The organism is Streptomyces sp. NPDC024632, assembly GCF_055559175.1.
In genome coordinates this window covers 24,413-51,309 of sequence record NZ_JBVHLD010000003.1, presented here as the reverse complement: position 1 = coordinate 51,309, position 26,897 = coordinate 24,413, and the positions used below count along the sequence as shown (strand labels likewise).

At 68.9% G+C, this 26,897-nt stretch carries 45 protein-coding genes; 42 read left to right on the top strand and 3 right to left on the bottom strand.

Annotation, left to right across the window (positions count from 1 at the left end):
- Positions 1-8: 8 nt before the first annotated feature.
- The 8 genes from ACZ37P_RS07250 to ACZ37P_RS07215 all read left to right on the top strand — a co-directional run bounded on the left by ACZ37P_RS07250 (position 9) and on the right by ACZ37P_RS07215 (position 4,489).
- Positions 9-218: a hypothetical protein gene (locus tag ACZ37P_RS07250; RefSeq protein WP_467345352.1), complete on the top strand. Its 210-nt coding sequence runs from the start codon at positions 9-11 to the stop codon at positions 216-218.
- Positions 215-1,030 (top strand): hypothetical protein, encoded by an 816-nt coding sequence (locus ACZ37P_RS07245; RefSeq protein WP_467345350.1) that lies wholly within the window; start codon positions 215-217, stop codon positions 1,028-1,030. Before ACZ37P_RS07250 ends, ACZ37P_RS07245 begins: the two co-directional genes overlap by 4 nt.
- A complete protein-coding gene (locus tag ACZ37P_RS07240; RefSeq protein ID WP_467345348.1) occupies positions 1,027-2,817 on the top strand; it encodes an FtsK/SpoIIIE domain-containing protein in 1,791 nt (596 codons plus the stop codon). Before ACZ37P_RS07245 ends, ACZ37P_RS07240 begins: the two co-directional genes overlap by 4 nt.
- A 186-nt stretch (positions 2,818-3,003) precedes the next feature.
- Complete coding sequence (locus ACZ37P_RS07235; RefSeq protein ID WP_467345346.1) at positions 3,004-3,171, top strand: DUF6257 family protein; 168 nt, start codon at positions 3,004-3,006, stop codon at positions 3,169-3,171.
- A gap of 12 nt (positions 3,172-3,183) precedes the next feature.
- Complete coding sequence (locus tag ACZ37P_RS07230; RefSeq protein WP_467345344.1) at positions 3,184-3,315, top strand: hypothetical protein; 132 nt, start codon at positions 3,184-3,186, stop codon at positions 3,313-3,315.
- Between the two features lie 8 nt (positions 3,316-3,323).
- Positions 3,324-3,788, top strand: coding sequence for a hypothetical protein (locus tag ACZ37P_RS07225; protein ID WP_467345343.1), 465 nt, complete (start codon positions 3,324-3,326; stop codon positions 3,786-3,788).
- Positions 3,789-3,890: 102 nt separating this feature from the next.
- Positions 3,891-4,091: a hypothetical protein gene (locus ACZ37P_RS07220; RefSeq protein ID WP_467345341.1), complete on the top strand. Its 201-nt coding sequence runs from the start codon at positions 3,891-3,893 to the stop codon at positions 4,089-4,091.
- 2 nt (positions 4,092-4,093) lie between these two features.
- A complete protein-coding gene (locus tag ACZ37P_RS07215; protein WP_467345340.1) occupies positions 4,094-4,489 on the top strand; it encodes a DUF3307 domain-containing protein in 396 nt (131 codons plus the stop codon).
- Positions 4,490-4,685: 196 nt separating this feature from the next.
- Here ACZ37P_RS07215 and ACZ37P_RS07210 read toward each other — a convergent pair whose 3' ends face one another.
- The 3 genes from ACZ37P_RS07210 to ACZ37P_RS07200 all read right to left on the bottom strand — a co-directional run bounded on the left by ACZ37P_RS07210 (position 4,686) and on the right by ACZ37P_RS07200 (position 5,838).
- A complete protein-coding gene (locus ACZ37P_RS07210) occupies positions 4,686-4,865 on the bottom strand; it encodes a hypothetical protein (RefSeq protein ID WP_355345057.1) in 180 nt (59 codons plus the stop codon).
- Positions 4,866-4,927: 62 nt separating this feature from the next.
- Positions 4,928-5,500 (bottom strand): hypothetical protein, encoded by a 573-nt coding sequence (locus ACZ37P_RS07205; protein WP_467345339.1) that lies wholly within the window; start codon positions 5,498-5,500, stop codon positions 4,928-4,930.
- A gap of 23 nt (positions 5,501-5,523) precedes the next feature.
- Positions 5,524-5,838 carry a PadR family transcriptional regulator gene (locus ACZ37P_RS07200; protein ID WP_467345337.1) on the bottom strand — a complete coding sequence of 105 codons (315 nt, stop codon included), beginning with the start codon at positions 5,836-5,838 and terminating at the stop codon, positions 5,524-5,526.
- A gap of 84 nt (positions 5,839-5,922) precedes the next feature.
- Here ACZ37P_RS07200 and ACZ37P_RS07195 point away from each other — a divergent pair, with 84 nt between their 5' ends.
- The 34 genes from ACZ37P_RS07195 to ACZ37P_RS07030 all read left to right on the top strand — a co-directional run bounded on the left by ACZ37P_RS07195 (position 5,923) and on the right by ACZ37P_RS07030 (position 26,874).
- Positions 5,923-6,273 carry a DUF6221 family protein gene (locus tag ACZ37P_RS07195; RefSeq protein ID WP_467345335.1) on the top strand — a complete coding sequence of 117 codons (351 nt, stop codon included), beginning with the start codon at positions 5,923-5,925 and terminating at the stop codon, positions 6,271-6,273.
- A complete protein-coding gene (locus tag ACZ37P_RS07190; RefSeq protein ID WP_467345334.1) occupies positions 6,270-6,557 on the top strand; it encodes a hypothetical protein in 288 nt (95 codons plus the stop codon). Before ACZ37P_RS07195 ends, ACZ37P_RS07190 begins: the two co-directional genes overlap by 4 nt.
- Positions 6,558-6,660: 103 nt before the next feature.
- Positions 6,661-7,101, top strand: a complete 441-nt coding sequence (locus ACZ37P_RS07185; protein WP_467345332.1) for a hypothetical protein — start codon at positions 6,661-6,663, stop codon at positions 7,099-7,101.
- On the top strand, positions 7,098-7,382 hold the full coding sequence (locus ACZ37P_RS07180; protein WP_467345331.1) for a hypothetical protein: 285 nt from the start codon (positions 7,098-7,100) through the stop codon (positions 7,380-7,382). The genes ACZ37P_RS07185 and ACZ37P_RS07180 overlap by 4 nt, the downstream gene beginning before the upstream one ends.
- Positions 7,379-7,840 carry a hypothetical protein gene (locus ACZ37P_RS07175; RefSeq protein WP_467345329.1) on the top strand — a complete coding sequence of 154 codons (462 nt, stop codon included), beginning with the start codon at positions 7,379-7,381 and terminating at the stop codon, positions 7,838-7,840. Before ACZ37P_RS07180 ends, ACZ37P_RS07175 begins: the two co-directional genes overlap by 4 nt.
- On the top strand, positions 7,837-8,205 hold the full coding sequence (locus ACZ37P_RS07170) for a hypothetical protein (protein ID WP_467345327.1): 369 nt from the start codon (positions 7,837-7,839) through the stop codon (positions 8,203-8,205). Before ACZ37P_RS07175 ends, ACZ37P_RS07170 begins: the two co-directional genes overlap by 4 nt.
- Positions 8,206-8,274: 69 nt before the next feature.
- Positions 8,275-8,433, top strand: coding sequence for a hypothetical protein (locus ACZ37P_RS07165; RefSeq protein WP_401715028.1), 159 nt, complete (start codon positions 8,275-8,277; stop codon positions 8,431-8,433).
- Positions 8,430-9,152: a hypothetical protein gene (locus ACZ37P_RS07160; RefSeq protein WP_467345326.1), complete on the top strand. Its 723-nt coding sequence runs from the start codon at positions 8,430-8,432 to the stop codon at positions 9,150-9,152. The genes ACZ37P_RS07165 and ACZ37P_RS07160 overlap by 4 nt, the downstream gene beginning before the upstream one ends.
- A 105-nt stretch (positions 9,153-9,257) precedes the next feature.
- Positions 9,258-9,473, top strand: coding sequence for a MerR family transcriptional regulator (locus tag ACZ37P_RS07155; protein ID WP_401715024.1), 216 nt, complete (start codon positions 9,258-9,260; stop codon positions 9,471-9,473).
- Between the two features lie 525 nt (positions 9,474-9,998).
- A complete protein-coding gene (locus ACZ37P_RS07150; RefSeq protein WP_355345019.1) occupies positions 9,999-10,241 on the top strand; it encodes a hypothetical protein in 243 nt (80 codons plus the stop codon).
- Entirely contained in the window at positions 10,238-10,369 is a 132-nt protein-coding gene (locus tag ACZ37P_RS07145) for a hypothetical protein (RefSeq protein ID WP_355345016.1), read from the top strand. The genes ACZ37P_RS07150 and ACZ37P_RS07145 overlap by 4 nt, the downstream gene beginning before the upstream one ends.
- Positions 10,370-10,371: 2 nt before the next feature.
- A complete protein-coding gene (locus tag ACZ37P_RS07140) occupies positions 10,372-10,557 on the top strand; it encodes a hypothetical protein (protein WP_355345013.1) in 186 nt (61 codons plus the stop codon).
- Positions 10,558-10,684: 127 nt separating this feature from the next.
- Positions 10,685-10,867, top strand: a complete 183-nt coding sequence (locus tag ACZ37P_RS07135; RefSeq protein WP_467345323.1) for a hypothetical protein — start codon at positions 10,685-10,687, stop codon at positions 10,865-10,867.
- A 13-nt stretch (positions 10,868-10,880) separates the two neighbouring features.
- A complete protein-coding gene (locus ACZ37P_RS07130; RefSeq protein ID WP_467345321.1) occupies positions 10,881-11,246 on the top strand; it encodes a hypothetical protein in 366 nt (121 codons plus the stop codon).
- A gap of 10 nt (positions 11,247-11,256) precedes the next feature.
- Positions 11,257-11,676 carry a hypothetical protein gene (locus ACZ37P_RS07125; protein ID WP_467345320.1) on the top strand — a complete coding sequence of 140 codons (420 nt, stop codon included), beginning with the start codon at positions 11,257-11,259 and terminating at the stop codon, positions 11,674-11,676.
- A gap of 12 nt (positions 11,677-11,688) precedes the next feature.
- A complete protein-coding gene (locus ACZ37P_RS07120; protein ID WP_467345319.1) occupies positions 11,689-12,480 on the top strand; it encodes a hypothetical protein in 792 nt (263 codons plus the stop codon).
- Positions 12,481-12,627: 147 nt separating this feature from the next.
- Positions 12,628-13,044 (top strand): hypothetical protein, encoded by a 417-nt coding sequence (locus ACZ37P_RS07115; RefSeq protein WP_467345318.1) that lies wholly within the window; start codon positions 12,628-12,630, stop codon positions 13,042-13,044.
- An 8-nt stretch (positions 13,045-13,052) separates the two neighbouring features.
- Entirely contained in the window at positions 13,053-13,457 is a 405-nt protein-coding gene (locus ACZ37P_RS07110) for a hypothetical protein (protein WP_467345316.1), read from the top strand.
- A 13-nt stretch (positions 13,458-13,470) separates the two neighbouring features.
- Positions 13,471-14,019, top strand: coding sequence for a hypothetical protein (locus ACZ37P_RS07105; protein ID WP_467345314.1), 549 nt, complete (start codon positions 13,471-13,473; stop codon positions 14,017-14,019).
- Between the two features lie 49 nt (positions 14,020-14,068).
- On the top strand, positions 14,069-15,535 hold the full coding sequence (locus ACZ37P_RS07100) for a hypothetical protein (protein WP_467345313.1): 1,467 nt from the start codon (positions 14,069-14,071) through the stop codon (positions 15,533-15,535).
- A complete protein-coding gene (locus ACZ37P_RS07095) occupies positions 15,532-17,088 on the top strand; it encodes a phage portal protein (RefSeq protein WP_467345311.1) in 1,557 nt (518 codons plus the stop codon). The genes ACZ37P_RS07100 and ACZ37P_RS07095 overlap by 4 nt, the downstream gene beginning before the upstream one ends.
- Before the next feature lie 87 nt (positions 17,089-17,175).
- Positions 17,176-17,445, top strand: coding sequence for a hypothetical protein (locus ACZ37P_RS07090; protein WP_467345309.1), 270 nt, complete (start codon positions 17,176-17,178; stop codon positions 17,443-17,445).
- A gap of 2 nt (positions 17,446-17,447) precedes the next feature.
- Positions 17,448-18,908, top strand: coding sequence for a 2'-5' RNA ligase family protein (locus ACZ37P_RS07085; protein WP_467345307.1), 1,461 nt, complete (start codon positions 17,448-17,450; stop codon positions 18,906-18,908).
- Positions 18,909-18,933: 25 nt separating this feature from the next.
- The gene (locus tag ACZ37P_RS07080) at positions 18,934-19,320 is read left to right on the top strand and encodes a hypothetical protein (RefSeq protein WP_467345306.1); all 387 of its coding nucleotides are present in this window, start codon (positions 18,934-18,936) and stop codon (positions 19,318-19,320) included.
- Between the two features lie 23 nt (positions 19,321-19,343).
- Complete coding sequence (locus tag ACZ37P_RS07075; protein ID WP_467345304.1) at positions 19,344-20,990, top strand: DUF6582 domain-containing protein; 1,647 nt, start codon at positions 19,344-19,346, stop codon at positions 20,988-20,990.
- A gap of 119 nt (positions 20,991-21,109) precedes the next feature.
- Positions 21,110-22,480, top strand: coding sequence for an SU10 major capsid protein (locus ACZ37P_RS07070; protein ID WP_467345303.1), 1,371 nt, complete (start codon positions 21,110-21,112; stop codon positions 22,478-22,480).
- A gap of 66 nt (positions 22,481-22,546) precedes the next feature.
- Positions 22,547-23,011 (top strand): hypothetical protein, encoded by a 465-nt coding sequence (locus ACZ37P_RS07065; protein ID WP_467345301.1) that lies wholly within the window; start codon positions 22,547-22,549, stop codon positions 23,009-23,011.
- A 3-nt stretch (positions 23,012-23,014) separates the two neighbouring features.
- Positions 23,015-23,686, top strand: a complete 672-nt coding sequence (locus tag ACZ37P_RS07060) for a hypothetical protein (RefSeq protein WP_467345300.1) — start codon at positions 23,015-23,017, stop codon at positions 23,684-23,686.
- 13 nt (positions 23,687-23,699) lie between these two features.
- Positions 23,700-24,206, top strand: a complete 507-nt coding sequence (locus ACZ37P_RS07055) for a hypothetical protein (protein ID WP_467345298.1) — start codon at positions 23,700-23,702, stop codon at positions 24,204-24,206.
- A gap of 75 nt (positions 24,207-24,281) precedes the next feature.
- Complete coding sequence (locus ACZ37P_RS07050) at positions 24,282-24,518, top strand: hypothetical protein (RefSeq protein ID WP_467345297.1); 237 nt, start codon at positions 24,282-24,284, stop codon at positions 24,516-24,518.
- Positions 24,515-25,666 (top strand): hypothetical protein, encoded by a 1,152-nt coding sequence (locus tag ACZ37P_RS07045; protein ID WP_467345295.1) that lies wholly within the window; start codon positions 24,515-24,517, stop codon positions 25,664-25,666. The genes ACZ37P_RS07050 and ACZ37P_RS07045 overlap by 4 nt, the downstream gene beginning before the upstream one ends.
- Positions 25,667-25,763: 97 nt before the next feature.
- Positions 25,764-26,165 (top strand): hypothetical protein, encoded by a 402-nt coding sequence (locus ACZ37P_RS07040; protein ID WP_467345293.1) that lies wholly within the window; start codon positions 25,764-25,766, stop codon positions 26,163-26,165.
- Between the two features lie 107 nt (positions 26,166-26,272).
- Positions 26,273-26,416, top strand: a complete 144-nt coding sequence (locus tag ACZ37P_RS07035; protein WP_467345292.1) for a hypothetical protein — start codon at positions 26,273-26,275, stop codon at positions 26,414-26,416.
- Positions 26,417-26,418: 2 nt separating this feature from the next.
- Positions 26,419-26,874 (top strand): hypothetical protein, encoded by a 456-nt coding sequence (locus tag ACZ37P_RS07030; RefSeq protein WP_467345291.1) that lies wholly within the window; start codon positions 26,419-26,421, stop codon positions 26,872-26,874.
- The last annotated feature ends 23 nt before the right edge of the window (positions 26,875-26,897 follow it).

The following is a 26,897-nucleotide window of genomic DNA, read 5'->3' as shown; positions in this document are numbered from 1 at the left end:
GACCCACCGTGCGTACCGCCCTTGTCGGCATCCTGGCCGGACTCGCCGCCGCCTACCCCACGCTTGCCCTGCTGCTGTGGCACGCCCTCGGCTGGGCGCTCACCACGGTCGCGGGCGGCACCGGATGGGTCCTCCAACAGCCCGCAGGAGCCACGGCGCTGACCGTCTTACTCGGCTGGCAGCACCTGGCACGGGCCGTCCGGAGGCGGACCGCATGAACGCCGACGGACCGAAGACCCGATGGGACCCCCTCGTCGCCATCAGCCTCATCGCCGGAGTGGGCTTCACTGCATTCGCCGAATATCAGCTCGCCCGCACTATCGGCGCCGTCGCCCCCGTTGCGGTACTCCTGCCGCTCGCACTGGACGTGTACGTCGTCGCCGCGATCCGCCGGGCACGCGGCCGGGACATCGCCCTGTCGCTGATCCTCATGGGTACCGCCCAGGTGTCGGCGCACATGCTCGAAGCCGGTGTTGTCGTCGTGTCAGTACCGCTCGTCGCCGCCGTGTCGCTCCTTGTGCCGCTGTCGATCTGGCGCGTCCACGCGCTCGCCGCAGTACCGGAGAAGCGGCACCAGAAGACGGGCGCAAGTACCGCCCCAGTACCGGCACAGGTGACCGTCGAACGAACCACCCCGGTACCGGTACAAGACGCGTCCGCGCAGCCGGTACTCGAAGAGGCGGTACCGCGCCCGGAACTCCAAGCCGTACCGGCACTGACGACCCCGGTACCGGTACGGCAGCCCCGTCGCAGTACCGCCAAGAAGACCGGCCGCCAACCGGTACGACGCCCCAAGCAGACAGCCGGTACAGCGTCGTTCGACGAACACGTCCGTACCGCCACCGCCTGGCTCAGTACCGACCCGGACCTCAGCGGTACAGCCATCGCCCGCAAGCTCGGCGTCGGCGACTCCTACGGGCGCCGCATCCGCCGTACCGCCCTCGACCCGCAGCCCGCCAGTACCGGTACAACAACTGGCCCCGAGCCCCGCCCCGACGGCATAGGCCAGGGCGGAGAAGGATACGCATGAGTACCGCCACCGAGGACCGCGTCCACGCCGCGAAGGACATCGACGCCGGCGTACCCGACACGTTCCTGTCCCGTCTCGCTCTGCGCCGCCGCCTCACCGGCACCAACACCCGCCTGCGCGCAACGTTCCCCGCGCTCGCCTGGGCCGCCCGCTACACGTGGTGGGGCATCGTCGGCACCGCGAAGTGCGTGCGCGGCGTGTGGCGGTGGATCGTCGCCGCCGAATACGAGACCCACCGGGCGGAGAAGCCCGAACTCGTTGAGCGCACACGGGCCCGGCGCCGCAAGACCGCTGCCTGGGTGATTGCCACGTCCGCGCCCCTGTACGGGGCTGTCGCGTGGCTGTACTACCCGTGGCCGCTTGTCGGCACCGCCGCTCTCGCCTCCGGCGGCTTCGCCACCGCGGCCCTTGTGGAGAAGCGTGCACGTCAGGCCGTTATGGACACTGCCCGGAAGAAGACCGGGCGTCTTCCCGGCAGCAAGGTCGTCCGGCAGGCGTTCGCCGACGCCAAGCTCGGCGAGACCCGCATCGTCGGCCCCGTCACCCGCACCGACACCGATGACGCCTGGGTTGCCGTCGTCGAACGGGCCGCGGGCGCCCCGGCATCAAAGGTTATGGCGAAGGGCGAGGAGCTGGCTTCCGCTCTCGGCGTCGGCGTCGAACTGCTGCACCTGTCCCCGGTCGACGGTCATGCGGGGCGGGTCAAGGTCACCTGCTTCGACAAGGACCCCATGCAGGGCACGCCCATCCCGACACCGCTGCTACAGAAGCCGCAGGTCAGCTTGTGGACCGACCGGATCCCCGTCGGCGTTGACCTTCGTGGTCGCATCGTGGATGTGTCCCTGCCCGAGCGATCCATGCTCATCGGCGGGGAGCCCGGCGCGGGCAAGTCCGTGGCGGCCATGAACATCCTGCTCGCTGTGGCCCTCGACGCCGACGCCCAGCTGTGGCTCGGCGACGGCAAGGGCGTCGACACACTGGAGCTGGAGCCGCTGGCGAAGAAGGTCGCACCGTCCGCCAGCCCCGCCGGTCTCCTCGACATGCTCAATGAGCTGCGCATTCACATGGACGAGCGGTTCAAGGTCCTCCGCAAGCTCGGCCGGAAGAAGGTCGAGCAGGACATGGACCTGCCTCTGATCGTGCTGTGGATCGACGAACTTGCCCGGTACACGACCGACGCGAAGTTCAAGAAGCAGATCATCGACGCGCTGCGCGACGTCATCCAGCGCGGCCGGTCTGCCGGGATCATCACCATCTGTGCCACGCAGCGTCCGTCTGCGAGTGTCGTGGACACCTCGATCCGTGACCTGCTGTCCATCCGGATGGCGCTGCGGTCCACGACGAACGCCGCGTCCGACACCATCCTCGGCCAGGGCCGTGCCTCCAGCGGGCACAGTGCGGCGTCCATCACCGCAGCTCAGCGCGGTGTCGGCTACCTCCTGAACGAGGGATCAGAACCGGTGCTGCTGCGGAACTTTTTCGTGAACCCGGCTCAGGAACGGCAGATCATCGAGCGCGGCTACGGGCTCCGGGAGTCCGCCGGCACCCTTGCGCTGGCCGCGGACCATCCGCGGCGCAAGATGCTCACCCTTGTCCTGGAGGCTTTCGGCGACCAGGACAAGCTCTCGACAGAGGTGCTGCTGGAGCGGCTCGGCGGCGACTGGGACCCGGCGAGCCTGGCCCGCGGACTGGCGTTGAACGGGTACCCGAAGGCGCTGTGGATCGACGGCGCTACGAAGCAGGGCTACGCCCGCGCGGGGGTCGTGGAGGCGCTGGATGCCCTGTAGGCGGCCTCAAGGCAGGAGCCAAGCCGCCCCCAAGAACTTGGACATTTCCCCCAAGGATCTTGGGTTTTCACCCCCCAATGCTTGACCCTCTCTGACCTGCACTCTTGCGGCTCTTGGCCCCCTTGTGGCGGCCCTTGGGGCCACCTGACACCCCCGAATCACCCCTGAACCGGAGGAGAACCGCCCATGCCCACAGACCCGCCCCTGACCGCCGGCGAGAAGGCGGAGCTGGCCCGCATCGTCGCGATGGCTGCGATCCGCAAGGGCGTCCTCACGACGCGCCAGCAGAAGAAGATCGACCGCATCCTTACCGGCGCACACGCCCGTGCTGCCGAGCTCGCCACCAGGAAGTAGGAGCCCATGCCCGTGACCCCAGAAAAGCTTGACGCCTACGAGGCCGCCCAGGCTGCTGAGCGTGCCGTGGCTGCCGGTACCGGTGACGAGGACGTTGCCGACCTGTGGAACGGCTACGCCAACCAGCCCCAGCCCCAGGACTAGGAGTTGTTGTGTCGCTGCCCGAGCGGCTGCCCGTCACCACCGGGCAGCCCACCCACCTTCCGCCCCCGGTCGCGCCGGTCGCCGTGTACGAGCAGCGCCGGGTCGTTTACCTGCCTGATCCGATCAACCCCGGCCAGTCCGTGGCCGTGGACGCCCGCGACCTCCAGGCCGCCGTCTGCCAGCCGCCTCGCGATCTGACGCCCCAGCCGCTCCTTGACCCGTTCGCGCAGCGCATCCTGGCCGCCGGGATCGGGGGAGGGGCTGCTGCTGCGGGCGCGGGGTGGGGTGTGGGTGAGGCCGTCAGCGGGATTGCCGGGGTCAGTGCGGGGTCGCTGTTCTGGCTGGCGTTGCTTGTTGCTGCGGCCCGGCTGCCCCGCGCTGGCCGGAGCCGGGTCCACCACGAGACGCACACGCACATCACGCACGAGAACCGGTGGTTCGGCAGGTCAACCACCAACCTGCACCAGCGGTGACCCGCGTCACGCGCTGAGTGCACAGCGCAGTGCAGTCCTCAACCCCTGTTCCCGCGACCGTAGAAAACCGAAGACACCAACAACGAAGGAGACGTGAACGTCATGGGCTGGATCAACAAGCTGAACGGCAAGACCGTGCACTACGACGACAACGGCAACAAGACGACGCTCGCCGCTGACGGTGTTACGGCGGAGAGGGATCCGGCGTACTCGCAGGCCGACATGGACGCCTATCAGAGCGGCGAGATCACCGACGTCGAGTACCGGAGCCGGTACAACCACCGCTTCCACAAGCAGCGCTGACCGTGTTCGCCACGACCGTCGTCCTGCTGTTCGTTGCGCACATGGTTGCTGACTACGCCGTCCAGACTGATCACCAGGCGACCCACAAGGCCGACCGGACTGCGGAGGGTTGGCGGGCGAACGTGACGCATGCCGCCACGCACGTGATCGCCTGCGCGCTGGCCTTGGCTGCCGGTGCTGCGCTCCTCGACGGGGTGCACCTGCCCGTGGCTCGGGCCGTCGCCGCCGTCGCCTGGGTGGGTGTCAGTCACGGCTTCATCGACCGTAGGTGGCCCATCGCCTGGTGGATGGACAACACCGGGTCCGCCGATTTCCGCACCCGCGGCGGCGCGCAGCATGTCGATCAGACCGCACACCTGCTGTGCCTCGCCGTTGCGGCGCTCATTGTCGCCGCGTGACCGCCCAGCACGATGCCCCCGCCAGGAACCCGGCGGGGGCATCGTCGTGTGGATGCGGCCGGTGGCCGGGTTGATTCCCGAGGGGAGGCCCGCGACCGGGGTCTCCGCTGTCGCAGCCCACCGGCCGCGAATGTCACGCTACGTCCGGCGGTTGCCGCCAGGGAACCCCCGTGCACGGTGTACGGGGGTTCGGCGGTCAGTGCTCCGGCTGGTCTGTTGCGGGTGTGGCTGGTCGGGCGCGGCCCATCCACCGGTCGCGTCCGATGACCTCGGACGGCGGCCCGGACGGTTCGAGGCCGAGCAGTTCGCACAATCGCGCCATTGCCTGCTCCGCCTCATCGCGCGTGTCACACATCACCGAGTACACGACAGCCATGGCAGGAGTGTGGCGTGCGGCGGTGGTCGGCGGCAGGCGAACAGCGGAACTCCGGTACGGGTTTACGGTGTCCGGTCGTTCTGCCTGCGGCGCTCGGCTAGCTCGATGCTGCGCACGCGCCGCAGCCAGGCAGTGAGACTGATCAGTGCCAGGCCGCAGCTTCCGCACCATCCCCAGCCGTCGGTGAGGAGCGATGTCAGCCCGTTCGCGTATTCGATGTACACCGCGTCGGCCCCGACCGCAATCGCGGTGAGTGCTTGCGTGCGGGAGGGGGAGACGAGGACCCAGTCGACGGGTCTCCACGCGCCGCCCAGCCAGCCGCCGAGCCGGAGCCTGACCGCCGCACGCAGGAGCGATAACGCGGTGAGCCGCGCCTGCGCCGTGGACACTTCTGCGGATGCTTCCAGTGCGTCGTGCCAGGGCTCGCGCATGTCGGGGCGTCCTGCGATCCAGGCGAGGTCGCGAGCCTGCCCGACGAGGCTGGCCGGGGAGACCAGCATCCGGTAGGCGGTCACGGCGGCGCCGCCGACGACGAGGATGACTGCGACGGCAACGAGCAGTTGCCAGGGGATGAGTACCGGTTGGCCGTCGGCGGAGCAGCCGGTGTAGCCCTCGGCGGGACTGGCGGGCACCATGCCGTGCGGGTTGCAGGATCTGATCATTGTTCGGCCGCGGGGCGGTATGCCTGCTGGCGGGCGCGGCGTGCTTGCAGGGCTGCGCGTGCTTGTGCCCGTCCGGTGCCGGTGAGTTGGTAGTAGCGGCGGCCGGGGCGGCCGGGGTGGGGGCTGTCCTCGTCTCGGGTGGTGACCCAGCCGACGTTGAGGAGCCGGTCGAGGATGGGGTAGACGGTTCCGGGGCCGAGGTCGGCGTCGCGGCAGATTGAGAGGCCCCATGGGGGGTTGTCGGTCTCTGCGGCGAGGAGGGCGTCGATGACTGCGATGGTGGGTGTGGTGAGGCGGATTGGTGGGGGCATGGGCTTAGTACAGCATGTATCGAGAACGAGTGTCGGGTGTTTGGGGGTACCGGTGGTGTCCGGTGGTGGGCGCACAATCAGCGCATGACCACTGACCTGATCGGCTTCCTGCGGGCCCGGCTTGACGAAGACGAGGCGTCGGCGCGGGCAGCAGATGCAGAGTTGAGCGCGGTTTTCACCCGCATCATGTCGTTCGATCCGGAGATGGCGGCAGACGAGCGCCACATCATGACCCATCGCCCGGCGCGGACGTTGCGCGAGGTCGAGGCCAAGCGGCTGGTGGTCGGGGAGTACGAGCGGGCGATGGCGAACCGGCGTGCCCACCCTGACGACCTTGCGTCCGCTGGTGCGCTGCTCGCGCTTCACGGGGTCGTCAAGGCGCTCGTCCTGCCGTACTCCACTCACCCCGACTGCCGCGAGGAGTGGCGGCCGTGAGCGCAACCCCGATGTCACCGTTCGGCGGCATCCTCCACGCGATGATGGAGCCGCATGACGGCGGCCCTCCCTACACGTTCGCGTGGGCGGAGCCTGAGCACGAAGAGCCCACCCCCGAGCCCCGGCCGCTGTCCCGCCGTGAGCGGAACCGCTACAGGCGGATGATCGCGCGGGCCTTTGACGTCCCGCTGTGGGTGACCGGGATCGGTGTTGTGCCTCTCGCCATCGACGGGCACGCCTACCACCGCAGGCAGCGCAACCGGGTCAAGCGGAGGCGGCGATGATGGACCAGGTCACCTACTGGTACGGCGCGCTGTTCGGGTTCTGCGTAGGCGTCGGGTTCGTAGCGTCGTTCCTGTTCGTGGATCAGTGGCAGCGGAGGCGGCGATGAGCGAGGAGGCCATTCTGCGGGAGGCGTTCGTAGCCGCTGTCGAGGCGCACGAGTCGCACCGGCCGCGCCTGCGCCTTGACCCGGACGGCATCCACCGCTGCCCCGAATGCGACCCCGTGCCGCCCCCGCAGATCCGGATGGTCGGTGACCGGCGGATGCAGTGCAAGGACATCCCCGACGAGGTCTTCCTCGACGCGGTGCGCCGCACCCCCGCCTGCGACGGGACGCTGGATCCGGCGAAGTGGCGGATGCGCTGGAACGTGCACGAAGAGCTTGAGCGTGTCGTCGGCTTCGTGCCCGAGAACCTGTTGCTGGCGAAAGCGCGCAAGCTCATGGCCGCGAAGAAGCTGGGCGGCTGCCCCTGCGGATGCCGTGGCGACTACCACCTACCGTGCGGGCAGCTCTACTGCTGCGAGTATCCGAAGGAGCGTCCGTGACGGAACCGTGGAGCCTGGACCGGATTGTCACCGAGTTGGCGTTCCTGGACGTGGTGCGCGAGGAGTCGAAGCGGGCGATCCACTGCGAGCCGCACCGGGTGCACCAGATCCGTGCTGCCGTCGATCAGATGGGTGCCGCCGACATCATCACCGTTCACGCCAACCCCGCCTGCCCACCCGGCAAGATGCTTATCTTCAACGAGAACGCCATGGCCGCTGCGCAGGAAGAGTTCCTGCAAGGACTGGTGCGCACACCGTGGAAGTTCGGAGGGGCCGTATGACCGACGATGAGGTGCACCGCAAGTTCGTCTCTGCTCTCCTGGACCGCTTGGAAGCCCTGGGCTGGGAGATCGAGCACTCCTTCGACGGGTACCCGAACGGCGACATCGAGGTGTTCTGGCCTGATGCAAAGACCGGGCACGCCATACGGTTCTCCGGCTGGTGGATCAGTTGGCGGCCGGTCAACGGGGCGCTGGCCTTCGGCGTCGGTGACGACACCATGGATCGGCGCTGGCGGCACCAACTCGACGCCGACACCAACGACCCGGTCGCGGTCGCCAATGCCGCCGACCGGGCCATGCACCTGCTCTGGCACCAGGAAGACGCCGACTTGCGCCACCAGTTGCACCAGAAGAACTACGCGCTCGAAAACCTCAAGCAGCGCATCGAGGCCCTGTCCCGGCGGGTCGTCGTCACACCCGGCATGCTCCGGGACGCACTGAAGGGCGGTGGCCAGTGACCGCCGACCCGCTGGCCTACCTGCGCGACGCCCTGGACAAACGGCAGAAAATCGCCGAGATGGCGATGTCTGCGTGCTGGCACACGGACTACTGCGACGAAGACGGTGAGCCGTTCCACGCCGCGAACGACCCGGCCGCCGTCCTCCGCCGCATCGCCGCCGACCGGAAGCTGCTCGAACTGCACGCCGCAGTACCGGACCACGGGCGATTCAGCGAACGCACCTGCGAGGAATCCGGCTGCGACGGAGACCACTCTGCGCCACCCGTCTGCCGCTCCTGCCGCACCCACGCAGGCGACCCCACCGAAGCCCCCTGCCAGACCGTCGAAATCCTCGCCGAAGCCTGGGGCTGGACGGCCAACTGACGCCTCCGGGCACTGTCCGGTACCGGGCGCATCATGTGATCAGTACCGTCACGCACCCCGGAGGCCCCCGTGCCCGACGACCCCCAGTCTCCGATCACCGAACTCGCGGCCATGGCCGTACAACACCACGAGCTGTACACCGCCTACGTCGACGCCGGGTTCACCGAGAACCAGGCGTTGCAGATGCTGATCTCGATCATCATGGCGACAATCGGCGGTGCGGCATGAAGGTCCCCGTCTCATGCCCCGGCCGCTGTAACCACGCCTGGCGTCGTGCCGAGGAAGAGCGCACCACCCTCGGCACCCTGCACGAACTCTCCCCGCACTGGGGCCAGCCGCTCCACTGCGAGCACTGCACCACCCGCGCCCGCCAGCAACTCGCCGACCTCCCCGAACTGATCGCGGCAATCTGGCTGGAGGCCGTCCACGGCTCCCGCGGCCCCAAGGTCGGCACGATCGGCCGGTCCTCCGCCACCCACGCCTCCTGGCCCGGCCAGTCGTCGCGGCTGTTGACGGACCACATCGTCGGCGGACTCCTGGAACTGGAGGACGACATCCGCGAACTGCGACACCTCCGCACCCGGCCCGGTCGCGGCACAGAAGGCGCCGGTGTCACCGAGGCCGTCCGCTTTCTGGGTGTGCACCTCGAATGGGCGCTCACCGAACACCCCGCCGCGACCGAGACCCACGACCGTGACTCCGCGAACCCGGCCTCGCAGATCGCCGGTTGGCACCGGGCCGCCGAACGGTTCACCGCCCGTGACCCTCGCCTGGAGCACCACCGGGTGCCGTGCCCGCGCTGCGAGATGCTGACCCTGTTCCGGGCTGATGGTGACGACTACATCGAGTGCCGCAATGCCGCCTGCGCGCTGCTGCTGACGCCTGCCGAGTACGCGGATCACACCAGGTCACTCGCCTCGCAGACCCGAATTACGCAGGCAGCTTGACGAAAGTCAAGATCCGTGTCAGATTTTGACCGGATCACCATGTTTCCGAACGGCCCCGCGACCCGAAACGGCGCGGGGCCTTTTGTGTGCCTTCAGGGGGTGGTCATGGTCATCGACGGCAGCCTCACCTCCACCACCTGGACGACAGCCGAGGCCGCCGAGGCCGCCGGGGTCACCGCCGACGTGATCTACCAGTGGAAGCGGCGCGGCAAGATCAAGCCGATCAACCGCACCGGCTGGCCCCGTTACCGCGCCATGGACGTACTCGCCGCCGAGAAGGCGACGCGCGAACGCGCCCGGCGCACCTACGCAGCCGCCTGATGCTGCTCGACTGCGTCACCTGTGCGGACACCGGCCACGTCTGTGAGAACCATCCGGACCGGCCCTGGGGTCCGCTGTGCTGCGCCGAGGGTGCTATCGGTGCCCGCAAGTGCAGCCATGGGGCGTGCGGGTGCGGTGCTGGGGTTCCGTGTCCCGCCTGCTGCACGACCGATGGCCCCGACTCGATCACGGACGCGTTCATACCGCGCCAACACTGACTGCCCCGCCGGTTCGCCGTTGCTGGGGCTGCGGGCTGATGCCAGAAGGCGACGCCCGCCCCTCGCAGCCCGGAGACGGACCGGGCCGCGAGGCATCCACTCCCGCTGCCCGGCAACCGGCCCACGGTCCGCCGGGCAGCGGGGAACGCCGCTGGCAGACGAAGGCTGCCGTCCACTGCTGGCCAGTACCGGTTCGAATCCGGAACGGCGGCGCATCCTCAACACTCAATCGCCTGCCGCTGATCCCGGCAGAAAGGAAGCCCCAGCGTTCCAGGCGCTGGGGCTTCCGCACACCTGGAGGAAGACTGTGGCCAAATTTCGCAAGAAGCCCGTCGTCATCGAAGCCGTCCGGTTCGTCGGGAACTTCGATGAGATCGAGAAGTTCGTAGGCGGCGACGCCGAGTTCCGAGACGGGAAGCTGGTCGTCGCCACCCTTGAAGGCGCAATGCGCGCCGAGCCCGGCGACTGGATCACCAAGGGCGTCGCCGGAGAGTTCCACCCCTGCAAGCCCGACATCTTCGCGGCGACCTATGAGGCGGTCAGCGGATGACGAAGAACGGCAGCAGCGCCCTGAAGCGCGCCGTCCGGGCTCGGATGGCGGAGACGGGCGAGAACTACACCACCGCTCTGCGCCGCATCCAGGAGCAGCGACAGCAGGCTGACGCCAAGCAGGAGTAGCCGTGTCGAACGTCGAGCATGTCCACCCGGTCAACGATCTGATCGCTCACGACACGTCCACTGACGACGCCGACTGCCCCTGCGGGCCGACGGTCCGGCCGGTTGAGCGCCCCGACGGCAGCATGGGATGGCTCATCGTCCATGCCTCACTCGACGGCCGCGAACTCCAGGAGCCACCGTGCGCGTGATCCTGCCGCCTGTCTGGTGCTTGTGCGGTCACGCCGAGGACGAGCACCGCGCCACCGGGGCATGCCGCGCCAGCGACGGCCAACGCCCCTGCGGATGCCACGAGTTCGAACCAGACGAGGAGTAGCCGTGCGTCTCACCGTCGCATCCGGCGACAAGCAAGTCCACGTCCGCGTCAAAGGCAACGGGCGGAAGAAACTCCGGCAAGCCGAGGCCGCTGCCCGGCGGCTCCTCGACGCCACACCCGCGGCACCGGCCAAGCCGCCCATCGGATTCAGTGCGGTGTCGGACACCGAAACGGTTGAGGACTGAGGGAGGCACTGCCGTGCCACTCCCCAACCAGGTGCAGTTCGCGTCGGCCTCCGGGTCGCTGTGGCGGCAGACGTTCACGATCACCGATGAGGCTGGCGTCGTCGACCTCACCGGGCTGGGCTGGGAGTTCGTGATCCGCCCGAACACCACCGACGCCACCGTCCCGGCTCTCGTGAGCGTCACCACCACCCCGTCCGCGCAGGGCCAGATCGACGTCATCCCGCTTCAGGGCGTCGTCACCGTCACCCTCACCCCGGCAGCCACCATCCTCCTCGGCCAGGGCAGCCGACCCCACGCCCTCTGGTCCAACCCCGGCCAGGACGACGCCCTGTGCTGGTGCGAGGGCCGCTTCAACACCCAGCTCGTCGCCGCCGCGTAGAGGGGGTGCCGTGGACGTCACCCTGACCATTCCGCCCGCTGTCACCGTCACCGCAACCGGCACCCAAGGCCCGCCCGGCAACGGGGTCCGCCACGGCAGCGGCCCGCCAGACGCCGGGCTCGGCAACGACGGCGACTTCTACATCGACAACGCCGTCCCGTCCGCCCTCGTCATCTACGGACCCAAGGCCAACGGGGCGTGGGGTGCGGGCGTACCGCTCGGCGGCGGCTCCGGAGCCTCCTACTACCTGCACACCCAGTCCAGCCCGGCAGCCACCTGGCAGGTCAACCACGGACTCGGGCGCACACCCAACGTCGCCGTCATCAGCACCGGCGGCACGGTCGTCCACGCGGACATCGTCCACGCCTCGAACAATCTCGCCGTGATCACCTTCCCGACCGCCATTGCCGGAACGGCGATGTGCTCCTGAGAGGAGCCAACCGTGGCCGTACCGCTCCTCACCGGCGCCGACTTCAACAACCAGCGCGCCCAGAACCTCGCCGACCCCGCCTCAGCAACCGACGCCGTCACCAAGCAGTACCTTGACGCGCGCCTCACCGGCCTCACGTGGAAACAGCCCGTCCGGGCCGCGACCACCACCACCGGCACGCTCGCCACCGCTTTCGCCAACGGCCAGTCCATCGACGGCGTCAGCCTGGTCACGGGCGACCGCATCCTGATCAAGGACCAGACCAGCCAGCCCGACAACGGCATCTACGTCGTCAATGCCAGCGGTGCGCCCACCAGGGCCACCGACGCCGACTCCAGCGCCGAACTCGACTCCGCCGCCGTCCTGGTCACGTCCGGCACCGTCAACGCCGACAACGCCTACACGCAGACCACCAACACGCCCGTCGTCGGCACGTCGAACCTGGTCTGGGCGCAGTTCGGCGGCGCCAACCTCCCCACCGCGGGCAACGGCCTCAGCCGGTCCGGCAACACGCTCAGCGTGCAGCCAGCGGGCGGCGGCGGCATCACCGTCAGCGCAGGCGGCGTCAGCGCGGACACCTCGATCGTGGCCCGGCACGTCGCCGCATCCGTCGGCAACGGCTCCGCCACCTCCATCGCCGTCACCCACAACCTGGGGACACAGGACGTCCTCGTGCAGGTCATCCGCGTCGCCGACCGTGCCGCCGTTCTCACCGACTGGGTCGCCACCGACGTCAACACCGTCACCCTCAGCTTTGCGACCGCGCCCAGCACCAACGCGTACCGCGTCATCGTGATCGGCTGAACCGTGGACGTCCTCAACGGTGCCAACGTCTACGGGCGACTCTGGGGACAGGACACCCCCCAGGTACCCCTCGGCTACAAAGCGTGGACGTACTCACCGCGCCTCTGCGCCTCAGCAAGCCTCGCCGCGAACGGCACCCAATACCTCATGGCCATCGACGTCCCCGCCGCCATGACCATCACCACCCTCTACTGGGGCGTAGCCGTAGCCGGAGCGACGCCCACCGCAGGCGCAAACTGGGCCGGACTCCTCGACGCAAGCGGGACCCTCCTCGGCAGCGCAGGCATCGACGCCGACATCACCTCCCTCGGGCGGAAAACCGCCACCATCGGCACCCTCAACCTCGTGGCCGCCACCTACTACGCCAGCCTGATCTTCAACGCCGCAACCGCCCCGCAAGTACCGCGCTGCGGCGGCCAAGGCGGCCCCACCATGCTCAACGGAGCACTCACCGGCGCGAACCTCCTGTACGCCACCAACGGCACCGGCAAAACCGCCATGCCGTCCAGCATCACCATGTCCAGCAACATCGGCGGCCAGGGCTACTGGGCTGCCATCGCCTAGGAGGCGCCGTGACCACGCCCGACGTCCAGCCCGCACCGCTCGCCCCCACCGGCCCCGCGTGCGGCCTCTGCGGCACCCCCGCGCTCGTCCACTGGCAACGCCGCCTCACCGGGGCTGAGGTCGCCGAGCAGCAGGCCATCGAACAAGCCCGGCGTGACGAAGTGGTCCTCCTCGCCGACCCCGCGCTGCCCCCGCCCGTCTTCCCGCCCATGCCCGGCTTCGAAGACGCCACCCGCATCGTCCACGGCTGCATCCACCACGCCATCACCCAAGACACCGCCGCACTCACCCACCAAGCCACCTGCACCGCACCGCAAGCCGACGACCTCCCCGGCTGCAACTGCACCCCCGAAACAGCACCCACGCCCGACCCCGAACCACCCACCCCCCAACTCCCGCCCGGCTGGAACTGAAGGGAGTTGAGCTGTGGTCGCTTCCAAGGCGCAGGCTGCTGTAACTGCCGAACGCCGGGCCAAACTCATCAAGAAGCGCCTCGACGGAGTCCCCTTCGAGGACATCTGGCGAGAACTCGGCTACGCCTCCCGCACCGCAGCGACCAAAGACTTCAGCCGCGCACTGGAGATCCGAATCGCCGAACAACGCGACAGCATCGAGATCCACCGCGAAGCCGAGATCATGCGCCTCGACGGGGAACTCCAACGGCTCGCCGTGCTGTACGCCAAGGTGGAAACGATCGCCGCCAAGTACCACGTCACCGTCTCCGGCGGCCGGGTCGTCATCCACGACGAAGCGCCCCTTGAAGACGACGGGCCAGCGCTCGCAGCGGTGGACCGGCTCCTGCGCATCGAAGAGTCGCGGCGGAAGGTCGGCGAACGGCGCGCCAAACTCCTGGGCCTCGAAGCACCCCAGAAACACGAGGTGCTGACGATCGATGCCATCGACGAGCAGATCTCAGATCTCAACAAGCAGCTCGCCGCTCTTGACAGCGAAGCTGGAGAGGCTGGCGGAGCTTAAGCGGCTCCAGGCCGAAATCCAAGGCCGTCGCGCCGAAAAAATGCGGCTCATGGACGTGTTCGGGAAACTCGAATACATCCCCACCCCCAAACAGCACGAGTTCCACGACGCGACCGAGTACGACGTGCTTTACGGCGGCGCGGCAGGCGGGGGCAAAACCCGGGCACTGCTGATGGACGACCTCCGGGACTGCGTCCGCCACCCCGGAATCCGCATCGGCGCGTTCCGGCGCACCTACGGTGAACTGAAGGAGTCCCTGCTCGCCGAGTTGTCCCAGATCGGATACGCCGGCGCGCTGGGGGCGTCCTGGAACGGCACCGAGTACGAACTGCGCTTCCCCAACGGCAGCCTGCTCATGTTCCGGTACGCAGGTTCCGTGAAGGACGCCTCCCGCAGGCAGGGCGGCCAGTACCAGAAACTCACCTTCGACGAGCGGACCCTGACCCCGCCGGACGTGTGCTCCTTCCTGGAATCCAGGCTGCGGTCCGGCCGGGCCGACATCCCCGTCCTCGGCATCCGCTCCGGCACCAACCCCGGCGGCGCCGGCCACGGCGCCGTCAAGACCCGCTACATCAAGCCCACCAACTACGGCGAGAACGTCGTCATCGACGAACGCGACCGCACCGTGCGGTTCATCCCCAGCAAGCTCGCCGACAACCCCCACGTCAACGCCGAGTACGCCAAAGACCTCATGGGCCTCACCGGGAAACTCCGCTCCGCCTTCCTGGACGGTGACTGGGACGTTTTCGCCGGCCAGATGTTCCCCGAGCTCAAGCGGGAACGCCACGTCATCGAACCCATCACCCTCCCCGCCACATGGAAGCGCTACAACGGGCTGGACTGGGGCTTCACCAAGCCCTGGGCGGTGCTGTGGGCCGCTGTCGACGAGGACGGCCGAGTCTGGGTCTACCGGGAGATCTACAAGACGCACGTCGGAGAGATCGACCAGGCCGAGTCGATCCTGGCCGCCGAAACCGCCACCGAGGCCGTCTCCGTCCGCTTCGCCGACGACGCCATGTGGGCAACCCGCGGCGACGCCAAGCCCATCGCCTCGATCTACGCCGAGCAGGGGGTCCACCTCACCCCGGCAGGCAAAGGCGCCGGATCACGGGTCACCGGCTGGCAGCGCGTCCGCAGCTACCTGCGGGAGTCCGATGCGTGCCCGCACCACCGCGCGCAGGGATGGGAGACCTGTCCCGGCATCCACATCTTCTCGACCTGCACCGACCTTTACCGGGAACTGTCCGACCTGCCGCACGCCACCAAGGGCGACCCTGAGGACGCAGACACCACCTCCGACGATCACGCCGCAGACGCACTGCGTTACCTGCTGACCAACATCGGCACCGGACCCGAGTTCGTCATCCTCGACGACACCCCCGCTGCGAATGCTCTCCCGGTCGGCGAGCAATTCGCCGGCCTGTACGCGGCCCCGGCTCCTCAGGCCGCCGATGACTGGTGGCACCACGCCGCCGATGACGGCCCGCAGCCTGGGGGGACGGTGACCGCCGGATGAGCCTCAAGACGTGGTGGCAGGGCGTCATCGGCGGCGACGTGGAGATCCTGGAGAAGGCGTCCGCGGTTCCGGCGAAGCTACCGGAGCGCACCGGCTACGAGTACGGCATCGGCCAGTCGGGGCTGAATGAGTGGGACCAAGGTGTCGGCGCGGCGACGGGAACGGACCGCCGCAGCATGCTGGCCCAGCTCAACGAGGCGTACCTGGCTTGCCCGTGGGCGTGGGCGTGCGTGAACGCGATCGCCCGAACGATCACTGCGGGCGGACTGGAGACGGAGTGGGACCAAGGGGAGGGTGAGGAGCGGGAGCAGCCGCCGAAGCCCCCGGAGGTGGTGGCGCTGGAGCGGATGCTGGCGTACTGCAACCCGACCGAATCCATCACGAAGATCATTCGTGGCGTGGTCGCAGATCTGGAAGTCTTCGGCGACGCCTACCTGGAAGTGGTGTGGGTGGGCCGCCAGCCCGTCGCCCTGTACTCCCTGGACTGCCCGAGCATGATGCCGAACACCGACGAGCACGGGGCGATCACCAAGTACGTCCAGTCCACGGACCAGGGGCAGCGTGCGGAGTTCGAACCGCACGAGGTCATCCACATCTCGCTGGACTCGCCACGGTCTTCGATCTTCGGCGTGTCCCCGACGCAGGCGGCGATGCTGCCCATCACCGGCTACCTGTTCGGCGCGGCGACGATCAAGGAGATCTTCCGCAAGGGCAACCCGCCGATGCTCCACGTCGACATGCCCGCCAACACGAGCCCGGGCGAGAGCAACAAGTGGGTCGCCCAGTTCATGACCCGCAACGTCGGCCCGAAGAACATCGGCGTCCCCGTCATGACCAAGGGGGGCGCGAGCGTCGCAGAACTGGCGGCGAACCGTACCGTCGACTACCTCAAGTACCTCGACCAGCGCCGGGACGAGATCCTCGCCTGCTACGGCGTGCCCCCTGCGAAGGCGGGTGTGATCGAATCCGGCAACCTGGGCGGCGGCACCGGCGAAGCCCAGGACAAGACGTTCCGCGTCAACACCTGCCAGCCGATCGCCGGACTCATTCTGGAGGCCCTGAACTGGCATTTGGGCCGCCGCGGCTTCGGCATTGACGGCTGGCGGATCAAGTTCCGCGACGTCGACATGCGCGACAGCGAAACCGTTGAGAAGATCCGTGACACCCGACTCCGTGCCGGCGCCTGGACCCTGGACCGGTATCGCGCCGACATCGGCGAACCCCCCGTGCCCGGAGGCGATGTCGCGGTCTTGGTCGACAAGACGAACTTCGTGCAGTGGCAGGACATGGGCGCCATGTCCAAGGCCACCGTCGCAGCCCGCCTCAGGGGGACGGACGTCGTCGCGGACAACCCCGAGGGCGACAAGCCACTGCAACTCGTCAAGGCCGAACCAGCGCCCGCGCCGCCGTCAGTTGCGGTCACTCCCGGCGATCTGCCAGCCGAAGACCCAGCGGGCAGTGCGCCCACCGAGTCGCACCGGGACCGATACCGGCGCCGCCTGCGGGAAGCGCTGGCCGAACTGCCCGGGGGTGTTGATGAGCGAGCAGCCTGAGAACGGTCCCGTCGTCCAGCCGCCCGATCCGCCGAATCATCCGATGCGCGCGAAAGACGCAGCGCCACTGGTCAGGAAGCGTGTCGGGTGAGCGGCGGCAGTTACGACTACCTCCACTTCCACGCCCCCGACCTCGGAGGCCACAGAGGTCAACTCGAAGCGATGGCCGAGCGGCTCGAAGAACTCCCCTTCGCCGGGGAGGCTGCGGCGGCTACGCGCCACATTCTCGCGGTGCTCGGCGACGAGGCGCTGGCGAAGGTGTGGCGTGCCGTCGAGTGGTGGGACTCGGGCGACTACGGCGAAGATCAAGTCCGCGACGCGGTCGCCAAGTACGAGGATCGTGCCGACCGGGGGTGACCGTGGCGTCACCGGACTTCTCCGACGGCTGCATGATCGCCCTCTACCCGCCGCCCGAGGTCGCCGAAGCGCTGGCCGTCGAGGGTGGCCTCCCGCCCGATGAGCTACACGTCACCGTGGCGTTCGTCGGCGATGTGGCCGACATCGACGCGGGCGCGCTCCAAGAGGCGGTCGCCGAACTGGCCGCCCGGGAACCGTTCACAGCGCGCAGCTCAGGACTCGCCCGATTCACCGGCGGCGAGAAGGACGTCCTGGTCGTACTCATCGACTCGCCCGACCTCGAAGACCTGCGGCGGGACACTGTCGACGCGCTCGCCGAACGCGGGATCGTGATGCCGCGCGATCACGGCTACTGCGCCCATATGACGATCTCCTACCTCGACCCTGGCGATCCGGCCCCGCTGGACCGCCTCGAACCGGTCGACATGGACTTCACCGCCCTGGCCGCCGTTCACGGCGCCGACCGCACCGACAGTCCGCTGGAGCACCCCATGGCCGCCCCGGCCCGGGAAGCCTTCGCCGCCGGATGGGCGATCTCCGGCGGCCCCATGACCGAACGGGTCCGCACAGCCAGCACCACGGCCGTCCGCCTCGCCTGCGAGTCAGCCGACGACCCCGACACCCTCCGGGCCACCATCGACCTCGGCCGCCTCGAAGGCATGTGGGCACTCCTCTTCCAACGCCGCGAGGAACAGCAAGCCATTCACATCAAGGCGATCCGCCGCGAGTGGCACGCCCTGATCGACCGGAATGCTGTCGCCGACATTGTTGACCACCTCCGCGCCCAGTTCGACCTCGGCGAATCAGCCCCCGACCGGCGCGGCTTCCTCGCCCGAGCCAAGGCAGCAGCCGAAGCGATGCTCCACGCCATCCGGGACCTGCCCGGCTGGAGCGCCCTGCGGGACAAGCTCCGGGACGCCATCCGCGCCGGCCGCGCCGAAGGCATAGTCAACGCCGTGGCCATCGCAGCCGACCGGACCGCAACCGTCGGCCTCGACTGGAACATCGCGTTCGACCACGCCTACGACAGCCTCCGCCACCTCGACGACATCTGGACCGACACCGACGGGTGGCTAGCCCGCACCCTCGACCGGGCCACCGCCGACCTCGGCCGGACCCTCGCCGACGCAGCCGAACAGGGCCTGTCCCGCGAGGAAATGATCGACGCGGGGATGGACATCCTCACCGCTGCCACCGACCGGGACGCCGTCGCGTTCACCGTCGACTGGGCAATGACCACCGCTGCCGACCAGGGCGCGCTCAGCCTGTACGCGTCAGAAGGTGTCGCCAGCGCCGACTGGATCACCGCAGGGGACGGCAGGGTCTGCGAGACATGCAGCGGCAACGAGGCGCACAGCCCCTGGCTGCTCACCGAGTTCCCGCTCATGCCCAGCCACCCGGCCTGCCGGTGCGTACCGGCAGCGGCCGTATCCCTCGCCCACTTCGCCAACTGGTTTGCCTGACCCTCCCAGCCCGAAGGAGGGCCACATGCTCGTCAACCAATCGCGCGTCATCTGGACGCTGAGCGGCGCAGGTCTCACCAACAGCATCTCGACATCCGGGAACAGCGGCCCGATCGACATCGGCGAGGTCTCCGACGTGTGGCTCGCGGTGTACGTCGCGGGCACTTCCACCGGCACCAGCCCCACCCTCGACGTGCAACTGGACCTGCGCGACGCCGTCGGCAACTGGTTCCTCCAGGCCGCGAAGATCACCCAGATCACGGCCGGCCCCGGGTCCGGATCGGTATCGGCCGGCCTCCACATCGGGGGCGCCGCCGCCATCGTCCTACCCAAGCACTGCCGGATCGCCTGGACCGTGGGCGGCACCACCCCGGCCTTCCCGCAGACCTCGATCTCCCTCTACGGCCGCTGACGGCCCCGACACCTGGAGGATGCGTGGCCGCCATCGCCACGGTGTCCGGGACCGCCATCCGGCCCGGCATCTCCCGCAACAACCGCCTCTACACCCCACAGGCCATCGCGCGCATGGTCGAGCGCGCCAACCAGCGCCTCGAAGAGGGCGAGATGCCCCTGACCACACTCACCCACCACGAAGCCGGTGACGACTCCACCCGAATCGTCGGGCGCATCACCCGCATCGCCCAGGAGGCCGACGGGTCGGCGTCCTACGAGGCGGAGATCGCCGACACCGGTCACGGGCGCGACATCCTGAACCTCGTCTCCGGGGCCGCCCCCGTGCTCAAGGGCGTATCGATCCGCGGCGCCTGGGTCGGCCGGGTACGCAAAGAACTCGGCCCCAACGGCACGACCGTGGAGACCGCCGACGACCTGGAACTCGACGGCCTCGACTACACCCGCAAGCCGGGGGTTCCGGGGGCCGGTATCTCGTCGGTGGCCATGGCCGGAGCAGAACCCCGCGAATCCGACGGCGGTTCGTTGCCCATCACCGAGAGCGCCCCGGAGGCGAGTGTGACCCTCACCGAAGCCGATACGGCGCCCGCAGCCGACGACGGCCCCTTCGCCGACCCCGGATACCAGAAGGACAAGCAGAAGAGGTACCCGCTCGACACGAAGGCTCGCGCCAAGGCGGCCTGGTCGTACATCAACCAGGCCGACAACGCACGCCTGTACACGTCGGCGCAGCTCAAGCGAGTCCGGCAGCGCATCACCAAGGCCCTCAAGGGCTTCGGAGTGACCGTCGCGACGCAGGAGGGCTGGCTCATCGATCCCATCGGGCGCGTCTCCGAGACCGTCGCGGAGTGCCTGGGGTTCTCCGACGACCCGGGTCACGGCGGCTCAATGTCAGTCAGCCTCACCAACGGGCCCACCACGGTCACCGTCAGCAGCTACTGCGTCGACCCGCACGACCTCGACGCCGTCGGCCGCGCCGCGATGGCCGGAGCCTGCCAGGCCATCGCCGTCCTCGACCCTGACATGGACGCCGACATCGATGTCCCCGGCGCCTCTGCCGAGGACACCGACGGCGACGCCACCGAGAGCGCACCCGAGCCTGCCGCCGCCCCAGTCGAGCCCGCACTCTCCACCCAGACCTCGGCCCCGGAACCCCCGGTAACCGAACCCACCTCAACCGAGGAGGAGCCCGCCATGGCGGAGCCCAACACCGCAGCGGAAACCGCTGCCGCCCCCGCCGCCGGTGGGGTCCACCTGTCCGACGACCAGTTCGCCCAGCTCCTGAACCGCCTCGCGCCCGCGGCGGCCGCCGTGGCACCGGTCGAGGCCGCACCCGCGCCTGCCACGCTTGTCGTCGAGGCCGCCCAGGTCGTGGAACCTGTCGCGGTCGCCGAGACCGAGGACCAGCGCATCAAGCGCCTCGTCACCGAGGGCGTCAAGGCGGCGCTGCCCGCCGCGATCCAGGAACACGTCGAGCAGAACGGCCCGCCCGGACGCAAGGGCATCGTCACCCAGGTCGCCGAACACACCGCGACCGTCACCCCGGGCCTGCCCGAGGGCGCCCCCGCCAAGCCCCTGCACGAGTACACGGACGAGGAATTCCGTCAGCACATCTCGCCGGTCACCGTCGGCGCCGTACTCGGCAACCGCACCGTCGCCCCGAACGCCTGATCCACCCTGTCCGACCCCTGACCGCCAGTCCTCTGGTGCCGCCCGGCAGCGATGGTCACCCGCCCCGCCCACGCCTGTGAGCGGGGCTTCGTCATACCTGCCGAGAAAGGCACCCCATCATGACCAGTGACCTCCGCGAGGCGCTGACCGCTGCCGGTGCAGCCCCGCTCGTCCCCACGATCGTCGACCCGATGCTGCTGGAGTACCAGCGCCGGTACGCCCCCCTGGTTCGGGCGATCCCGTCTCGCAAGTGGGACTCGACCGTGTACTACTTCAACCAGCGCACCGCGCGCGCCGCGGGCGGCTTCGTCTCCGATGGCGGCGCCCGGCCCATCACGAACTCCAGCTACGCGCAGAACGCCTTCCCGATCCGCAACCTCCAGTCCGTCGGGTCGGTGACCGGCTACGCCCAGGCCGTCACCCGCGGACTCGCCGGAGACCTGCGCGCCCAGGAGATCGAGGGCTCCATCCAGGGCCTGTACTGGGACATCGAGAACGCCGTCCTCTGGGGCAACAGCGGCAGCACCCAGTTCGGCGGGTACCCGCAGTTCGACGGCCTGGACTCCCAGGTGTCGCAGTTCTCCGGCGGTAACCAGAACGCCCAGGACGCCGCGGGCGCCTCCCTGTCGCTGGGCTGGCTCGACAAGCTCATCGACATGGTGGAACAGCAGGCCGCCATGAAGATCAACAGCTCGCAGTGGATGTTCGTGATGTCCTCCACCGCCGAGTCCCGCGTCGCACAGCTCGCCATCGCCTCCCAGCGCTACCTCACCCCCACCGAGGTTGCCGCCGGACTCAACGTGCAGTCCTACCGCGGCATCCCGCTGATGACCAGCTCGTTCCTTTCCGCCCGGTCCTACCAGATGGGCGCGGTCACCACGGCGACCGCGAGCACCGGCGGCACCCTCGCGGCGGCCACGTACTACTACCAGATCGCCCCGGTCATCGCCCGCCAGGGCGAGATCCTGCCGTCTACCGAGGTCTCCCAGACCACCAGCGGCAGCACCAGCACGGTCACCCTGTCGTTCTCCACCCCCGGCGGATACGACGGCGCACAGCCGAACCTCTACAAGGTGTTCCGGTCCACCGGGACCGGCACCGAATCATTCCTCGGCTACGTGGACGCGACCGTCGGCATCGCGGCGGACGGTGTCACCCCGATCCTCACCACCTCGATCGTGGACGACGGGGCGAAGCTCACCCCGAAGAACGGCTCCACCGTCCCTGCGCAGGTCCCGGCCGCCTACGTCGGCACCAACGCGGCGATGAAGCCGCAGGCCGCAGGGAGCGAGAACATCTACCTGATGGCCCGCGACCCGCAGTTCATCCTGCGGCCCTACGTCCGGGAACTGCAAAGCCTGGATGTTTATCCGACCGCTGCGGCGCCGGATCAGCTCCCCTACGCCATCGCATCGGACTGCACGCTCGCCGTTCGTGCACCGAAGTACCTCGGGCGCCTGTCCCGCGTCTCGTCCTCGCTGACGAGCTGACCCTTCACCCACGGCCAGCCCGCAAAGCTGGCCGTGGGCTCACCTCAACAGCAAGGAGGAGGGCGCATGCCCCGCATCCGTAAGGTCCAGGCCGGTTCCGACAGCTTCGGCAACGTCTGGAAGAACGACGGGGACGCCGTCGATGTCCCGCACGAGCAGGCCGAGGAACTGCTCCTCATCGAGGACGGCCAGTTCTGGCTCGCCGACGAAGAGCCCGACCAGGACGAGAACCCGGCCCCCTGCGACGACCCGGAGAGCGGCAACGCCGCCGGTACGGGCAAAACCCGGACCGGTGAGAGCGCGGAGCCGACCCCGGTCAACTCCGAGTTCTCCGAGGTCCACCCCGCCGCGCCCACCGCGGAGCCGGCGGCCGTGGACGTCCCGCCGGCCGCGACCGAGCCGGCGGACGACGACCCGCGAGTCAGCACCGACGAGGACACCAGCACCGGGGACGACAAGGCGACCAGTCCGCGACCCGCCGCCAAGAAGACCGCGGCCCGCAAGCAGACCGCCGCCAAGCCGCAGGAGTAACCGATGCCGGTGGACTCCCCGGTCCCGCTCGCAACCTCGGCGGACATGCAGACCGGGCAGTTCGCCGACCTGGTCCGTGACCTGTCTGCCGATGCCCTCGACACTCTGATGACCGAGGCAACACGAGTGTGTGAGGGCATCGCCGGGCGGCGCCTCGCGCCCTTCACGGCGGTGCCCGAATCGCACCGGGCGACGGGCATCGACCCGGATGAGGCATCCGACTCCAGCGGTATCCCGGTCAGCATGCAGGCCACTCTGGCGACCTCGTACTCCAACGCCCTTGCGGGCAGCGGGGACATGGTGCGGCACATCTGGCTGAACGAGCACGCCCCCCGCTACCCGGAGATGTGGACGTACTCAGATCTGAACGTGCAGGTGTTCCTGTCCATCGGCGGGTCGCAGTCGTTCCCTGGCGTGCAGATCATCGGCGCCGAACCCGACTCCGGGCACATCTGGTTCTACCTCGGCTCGTACATCCCCGCCGGGTCCCTGATCCGGGTCACCTACTCCGGCGGCTACACCACGGTGCCTGCCGACCTGGCGCGGGCCTGCAAACTCCAGGCGGCGGTTCTGGTGCTGGGGGAGATCGACCCCGCAGGAACGCAGTATGGGCACGACCCGAGCACCCTGTCCGCACAGGCGGAGAAGATCCTGTGCCGCTACCAGCCGACGTGAGCGGGGTGACCTCGTGACCCCGGTGGAGCCCTCCTCGGCAACTGCGGTGACCCGTGAGGCGGAGTGGCTGGCCGCCTACAACCCCAACGACGGCCTGCCCGGACTCCAGAGGGCCTACAACGGGCCCTTCGACGTGGTGCAGGCGTACTGGCCGCGCACCCCGGCAGCCCGGCGGAACTGCCTGTACGTCATGCGCCGCAACATCCAGACCGGGCGCACCGCGAACATCCGCAGCATGACCCGCCACCAGTTCCTGCTGCGGATCGTGTGGCCGATGACCGCCCCCTCCGGTGCCGCCGAAACAGCCCAGCAGGCCCTGGACGACGCCGTCGAGCTCGTCCTCAAGCGCGTCGACGGTCTGTTCATGGACAAGACCCACGGCGGCCGGTTCCTCAGCGTTGCGGAGAACCCGCCGACTTCCGATGTTACGTTCGCTGACCCCGAGGCGACCATCACCGCCAAGGCTGACCTGCGGGTCGACATCTCCTACTGGGCTGACGACTTCGAAACCAACGGCTAACGCCCTCACCTTCCTTCTAGCCCCCGCGCCTGTCTGGCCGGGGGCTTTCCCATGCCCCGACACCGGGAGAGCCCTGTGCGCCAGCGCAACGACACCCCACACGCATGGTCGTTCGCGGCCACGCCCGCCACCGACACCCCTGAGCAGCCGCCGTTCGTCGTCCAGCCCGGCGAGACCGCCGACCGGCCCGTGCTCCTCGACGGCTGGACCGCCCTCAATGACGCCCCGGACCTGGTCGCCGAAGAGCCCAAGCCCAGGCCCAAGCGCACCGCCCCGGCGGACACCGACAAGGACGGCGGTGAGTCGAAGTGACGCTCCTTTCTCGCCTCGGTTGGATCGGCATCGCCAAGGAGACCACTCAGGGCACGTTCGTGCCCCCCACGTTCTATCTCCCGACGACGAAGGCCGACTTCACGGTCGACTACACGCAGCTCCGTGACGAGTCCTACCGTGCCAACGACACCAACCTCCAAGGCAACTACCAGGGCGTCGGTGAAGGCTCGGCGGACATCGAGCTGTCCGCATACCCGGATGCCATCGGGTACGGGCTGCGGATCATCGGCCCCGACACCGTCACCCCCGGCGTATCCACCACCCTGTCGGCGTCCACGACCGTCGGCGCCACGTCGATCAGCAGTGCGGCGTCGATCCCCCTGGGCACGACGATCGCCATCGACACCACCACCGGCCTGGAGTACGCGGTCACGGGCAGCCCCTCCGGATCCGGCCCGTACACGATCCCGATCGCCAGCCCGGCGGGCGGCCTGACGAAGGCCCACACCTCCGGCGCGACCGTGCTCGGCCAGACCACACACACGTTCAAGCAGTCCACCACCGTCCTGAAGCCCACCTACAGCTTCGTCGACCACAATGTCTTCGAGGCGTGGGGATACCCCGGCATGATGCTGTCGGAGGTCGGCGTCAAGATCGACCCGAAGGGCATGGCGACCATCTCGCTGAAGTGCACCGGGTGGATCGGCGCAGTCCAGACGGGGCTGTCCGCGCCCGCCTTCACCGCCGCGCAGCCCATGCTCGGCTGGCAGTGGGCCATGACCAACTCCGGTGCCACCTCCACCCGTGGCCTGTCCTACGAGCTGACGCTCAAGCGCGACATCGAGGCCATCCACGCCTCGAACGGGAGCCAGCAGCCGCGCGAAGTCTTCTCGGGGGTCCTGGACGCGGACATCAAGTACAAGGCGATCTACGAGGACGACACCGACTACAACCAGTACCTTCAGGCCCTCCAGAACTCGCCCACCTCGGCGGTCCTCACGCAGCCGCTGGTGACCGGCGGCGCCTCGCTCACGATGACGACCACGCAGCCCGCCTGGACCAAGGCGTCGTACGACAAGTCGGGCACCTACGTGACGCTCGACGCCGAGATCTCCGGCGTCTACAACGCCACCGACACGGGAGCGATGCAGGTCGTCCTCCGCAACTGGACCTCGTCCGCGTACTGATCCCCCCTTTCTCCCCGGCCGCGCCCGTGCGTGAGGGCGTCGCGGTGCGGCCGGGGACTCACGCCCTCAACGCCCTCACCTGCAAGGAGAAACACCCATGCCGGGCTACAGCAACCCCTACGTGATGCTGACCTTCCCCGAACTCGGGGACGACTGCTCCGTCCTGATGCGCAACCCACAGTTGCTGCCGCCGTCGGAGATCACCCCCGAGGACGTCCCCCTGGACGACCAGGGCCGACCGGTCGACCCGAACGCCGCCAACGAGGCGATGTACAAGGTCATGGCGCGGATCATCATCGCGTGGAAGATGTACGAGGCGTTCACCTCGGATCTTCCGCCGGTGGATCCGGACGCAGATCCGGCCGAGGTGCTGGCCACGCTGGTGGGGATGGAGCAGCGCCGTATCGGCGCGGTCACCGCTGAGAACGTGGCGCTGCTGCCCATGGATGCCATCAAGCGGATCATGGAGGAGATCGGCCGCGTCGCGGACCCCAAGTAGGCCCCGGCTCTCCTTACTTTGAGGATGTCCTCCTCCCGGTCGAATCGATCATCGAGGGGACGTGGGGCAGCGATGACGCCCCTGCCGAATGGGCCGACTTCGTCCTGATGAAACGCATGCACTGGTCCTGGGACGACTTGCAGGCCACACCCCTGTACGTGCGCCGCTACTGCCTCGACATCCTCGGGATGCTCGGCGAACACGAGCAGCAGGAAGCGAAGCGCGCGGAGGCCAAGGCCAAGCGGGGGTAACCATGGAGCTCCACCCGGGAACGTTCACCGCCGTCTTCGCACGGGTCGCAGCGGAAGGCGAGATGAAGGGCCGCATCGCCCTCGAACCGCTCGCACTCGCAGTCGAACGGCAAGCGAAGATCAACGCATCCTCCGGGGCTCACAAACGCGGCACACCCACCCCGGCCCGGCCAGGATCGGGACCGGCCGTCATCTCCGGAACACTCCGCCGGTCCATCACCCACAGCCCCATCAGCCGCACTGCTACGGGGTGGGAGACAAGAGTCGGCACAGCGGTCGGGTTCACACCGCCATACGGGAAAAGCCCCGCCAGCCGGTACGGACTGGCGCTCGAAACCGGACTGAAGAACGGCACCAGCTTCCCGTTCCTCGGGCCCGCCTTCAAGTTCGCAATGACCTTCGCGGCACCGGCCATCTACCGGGCGGCCTACGGCTCCGGCTGGACCCGCGTCAGCTAACACCCTGTCTCGCGGCTGCCCCG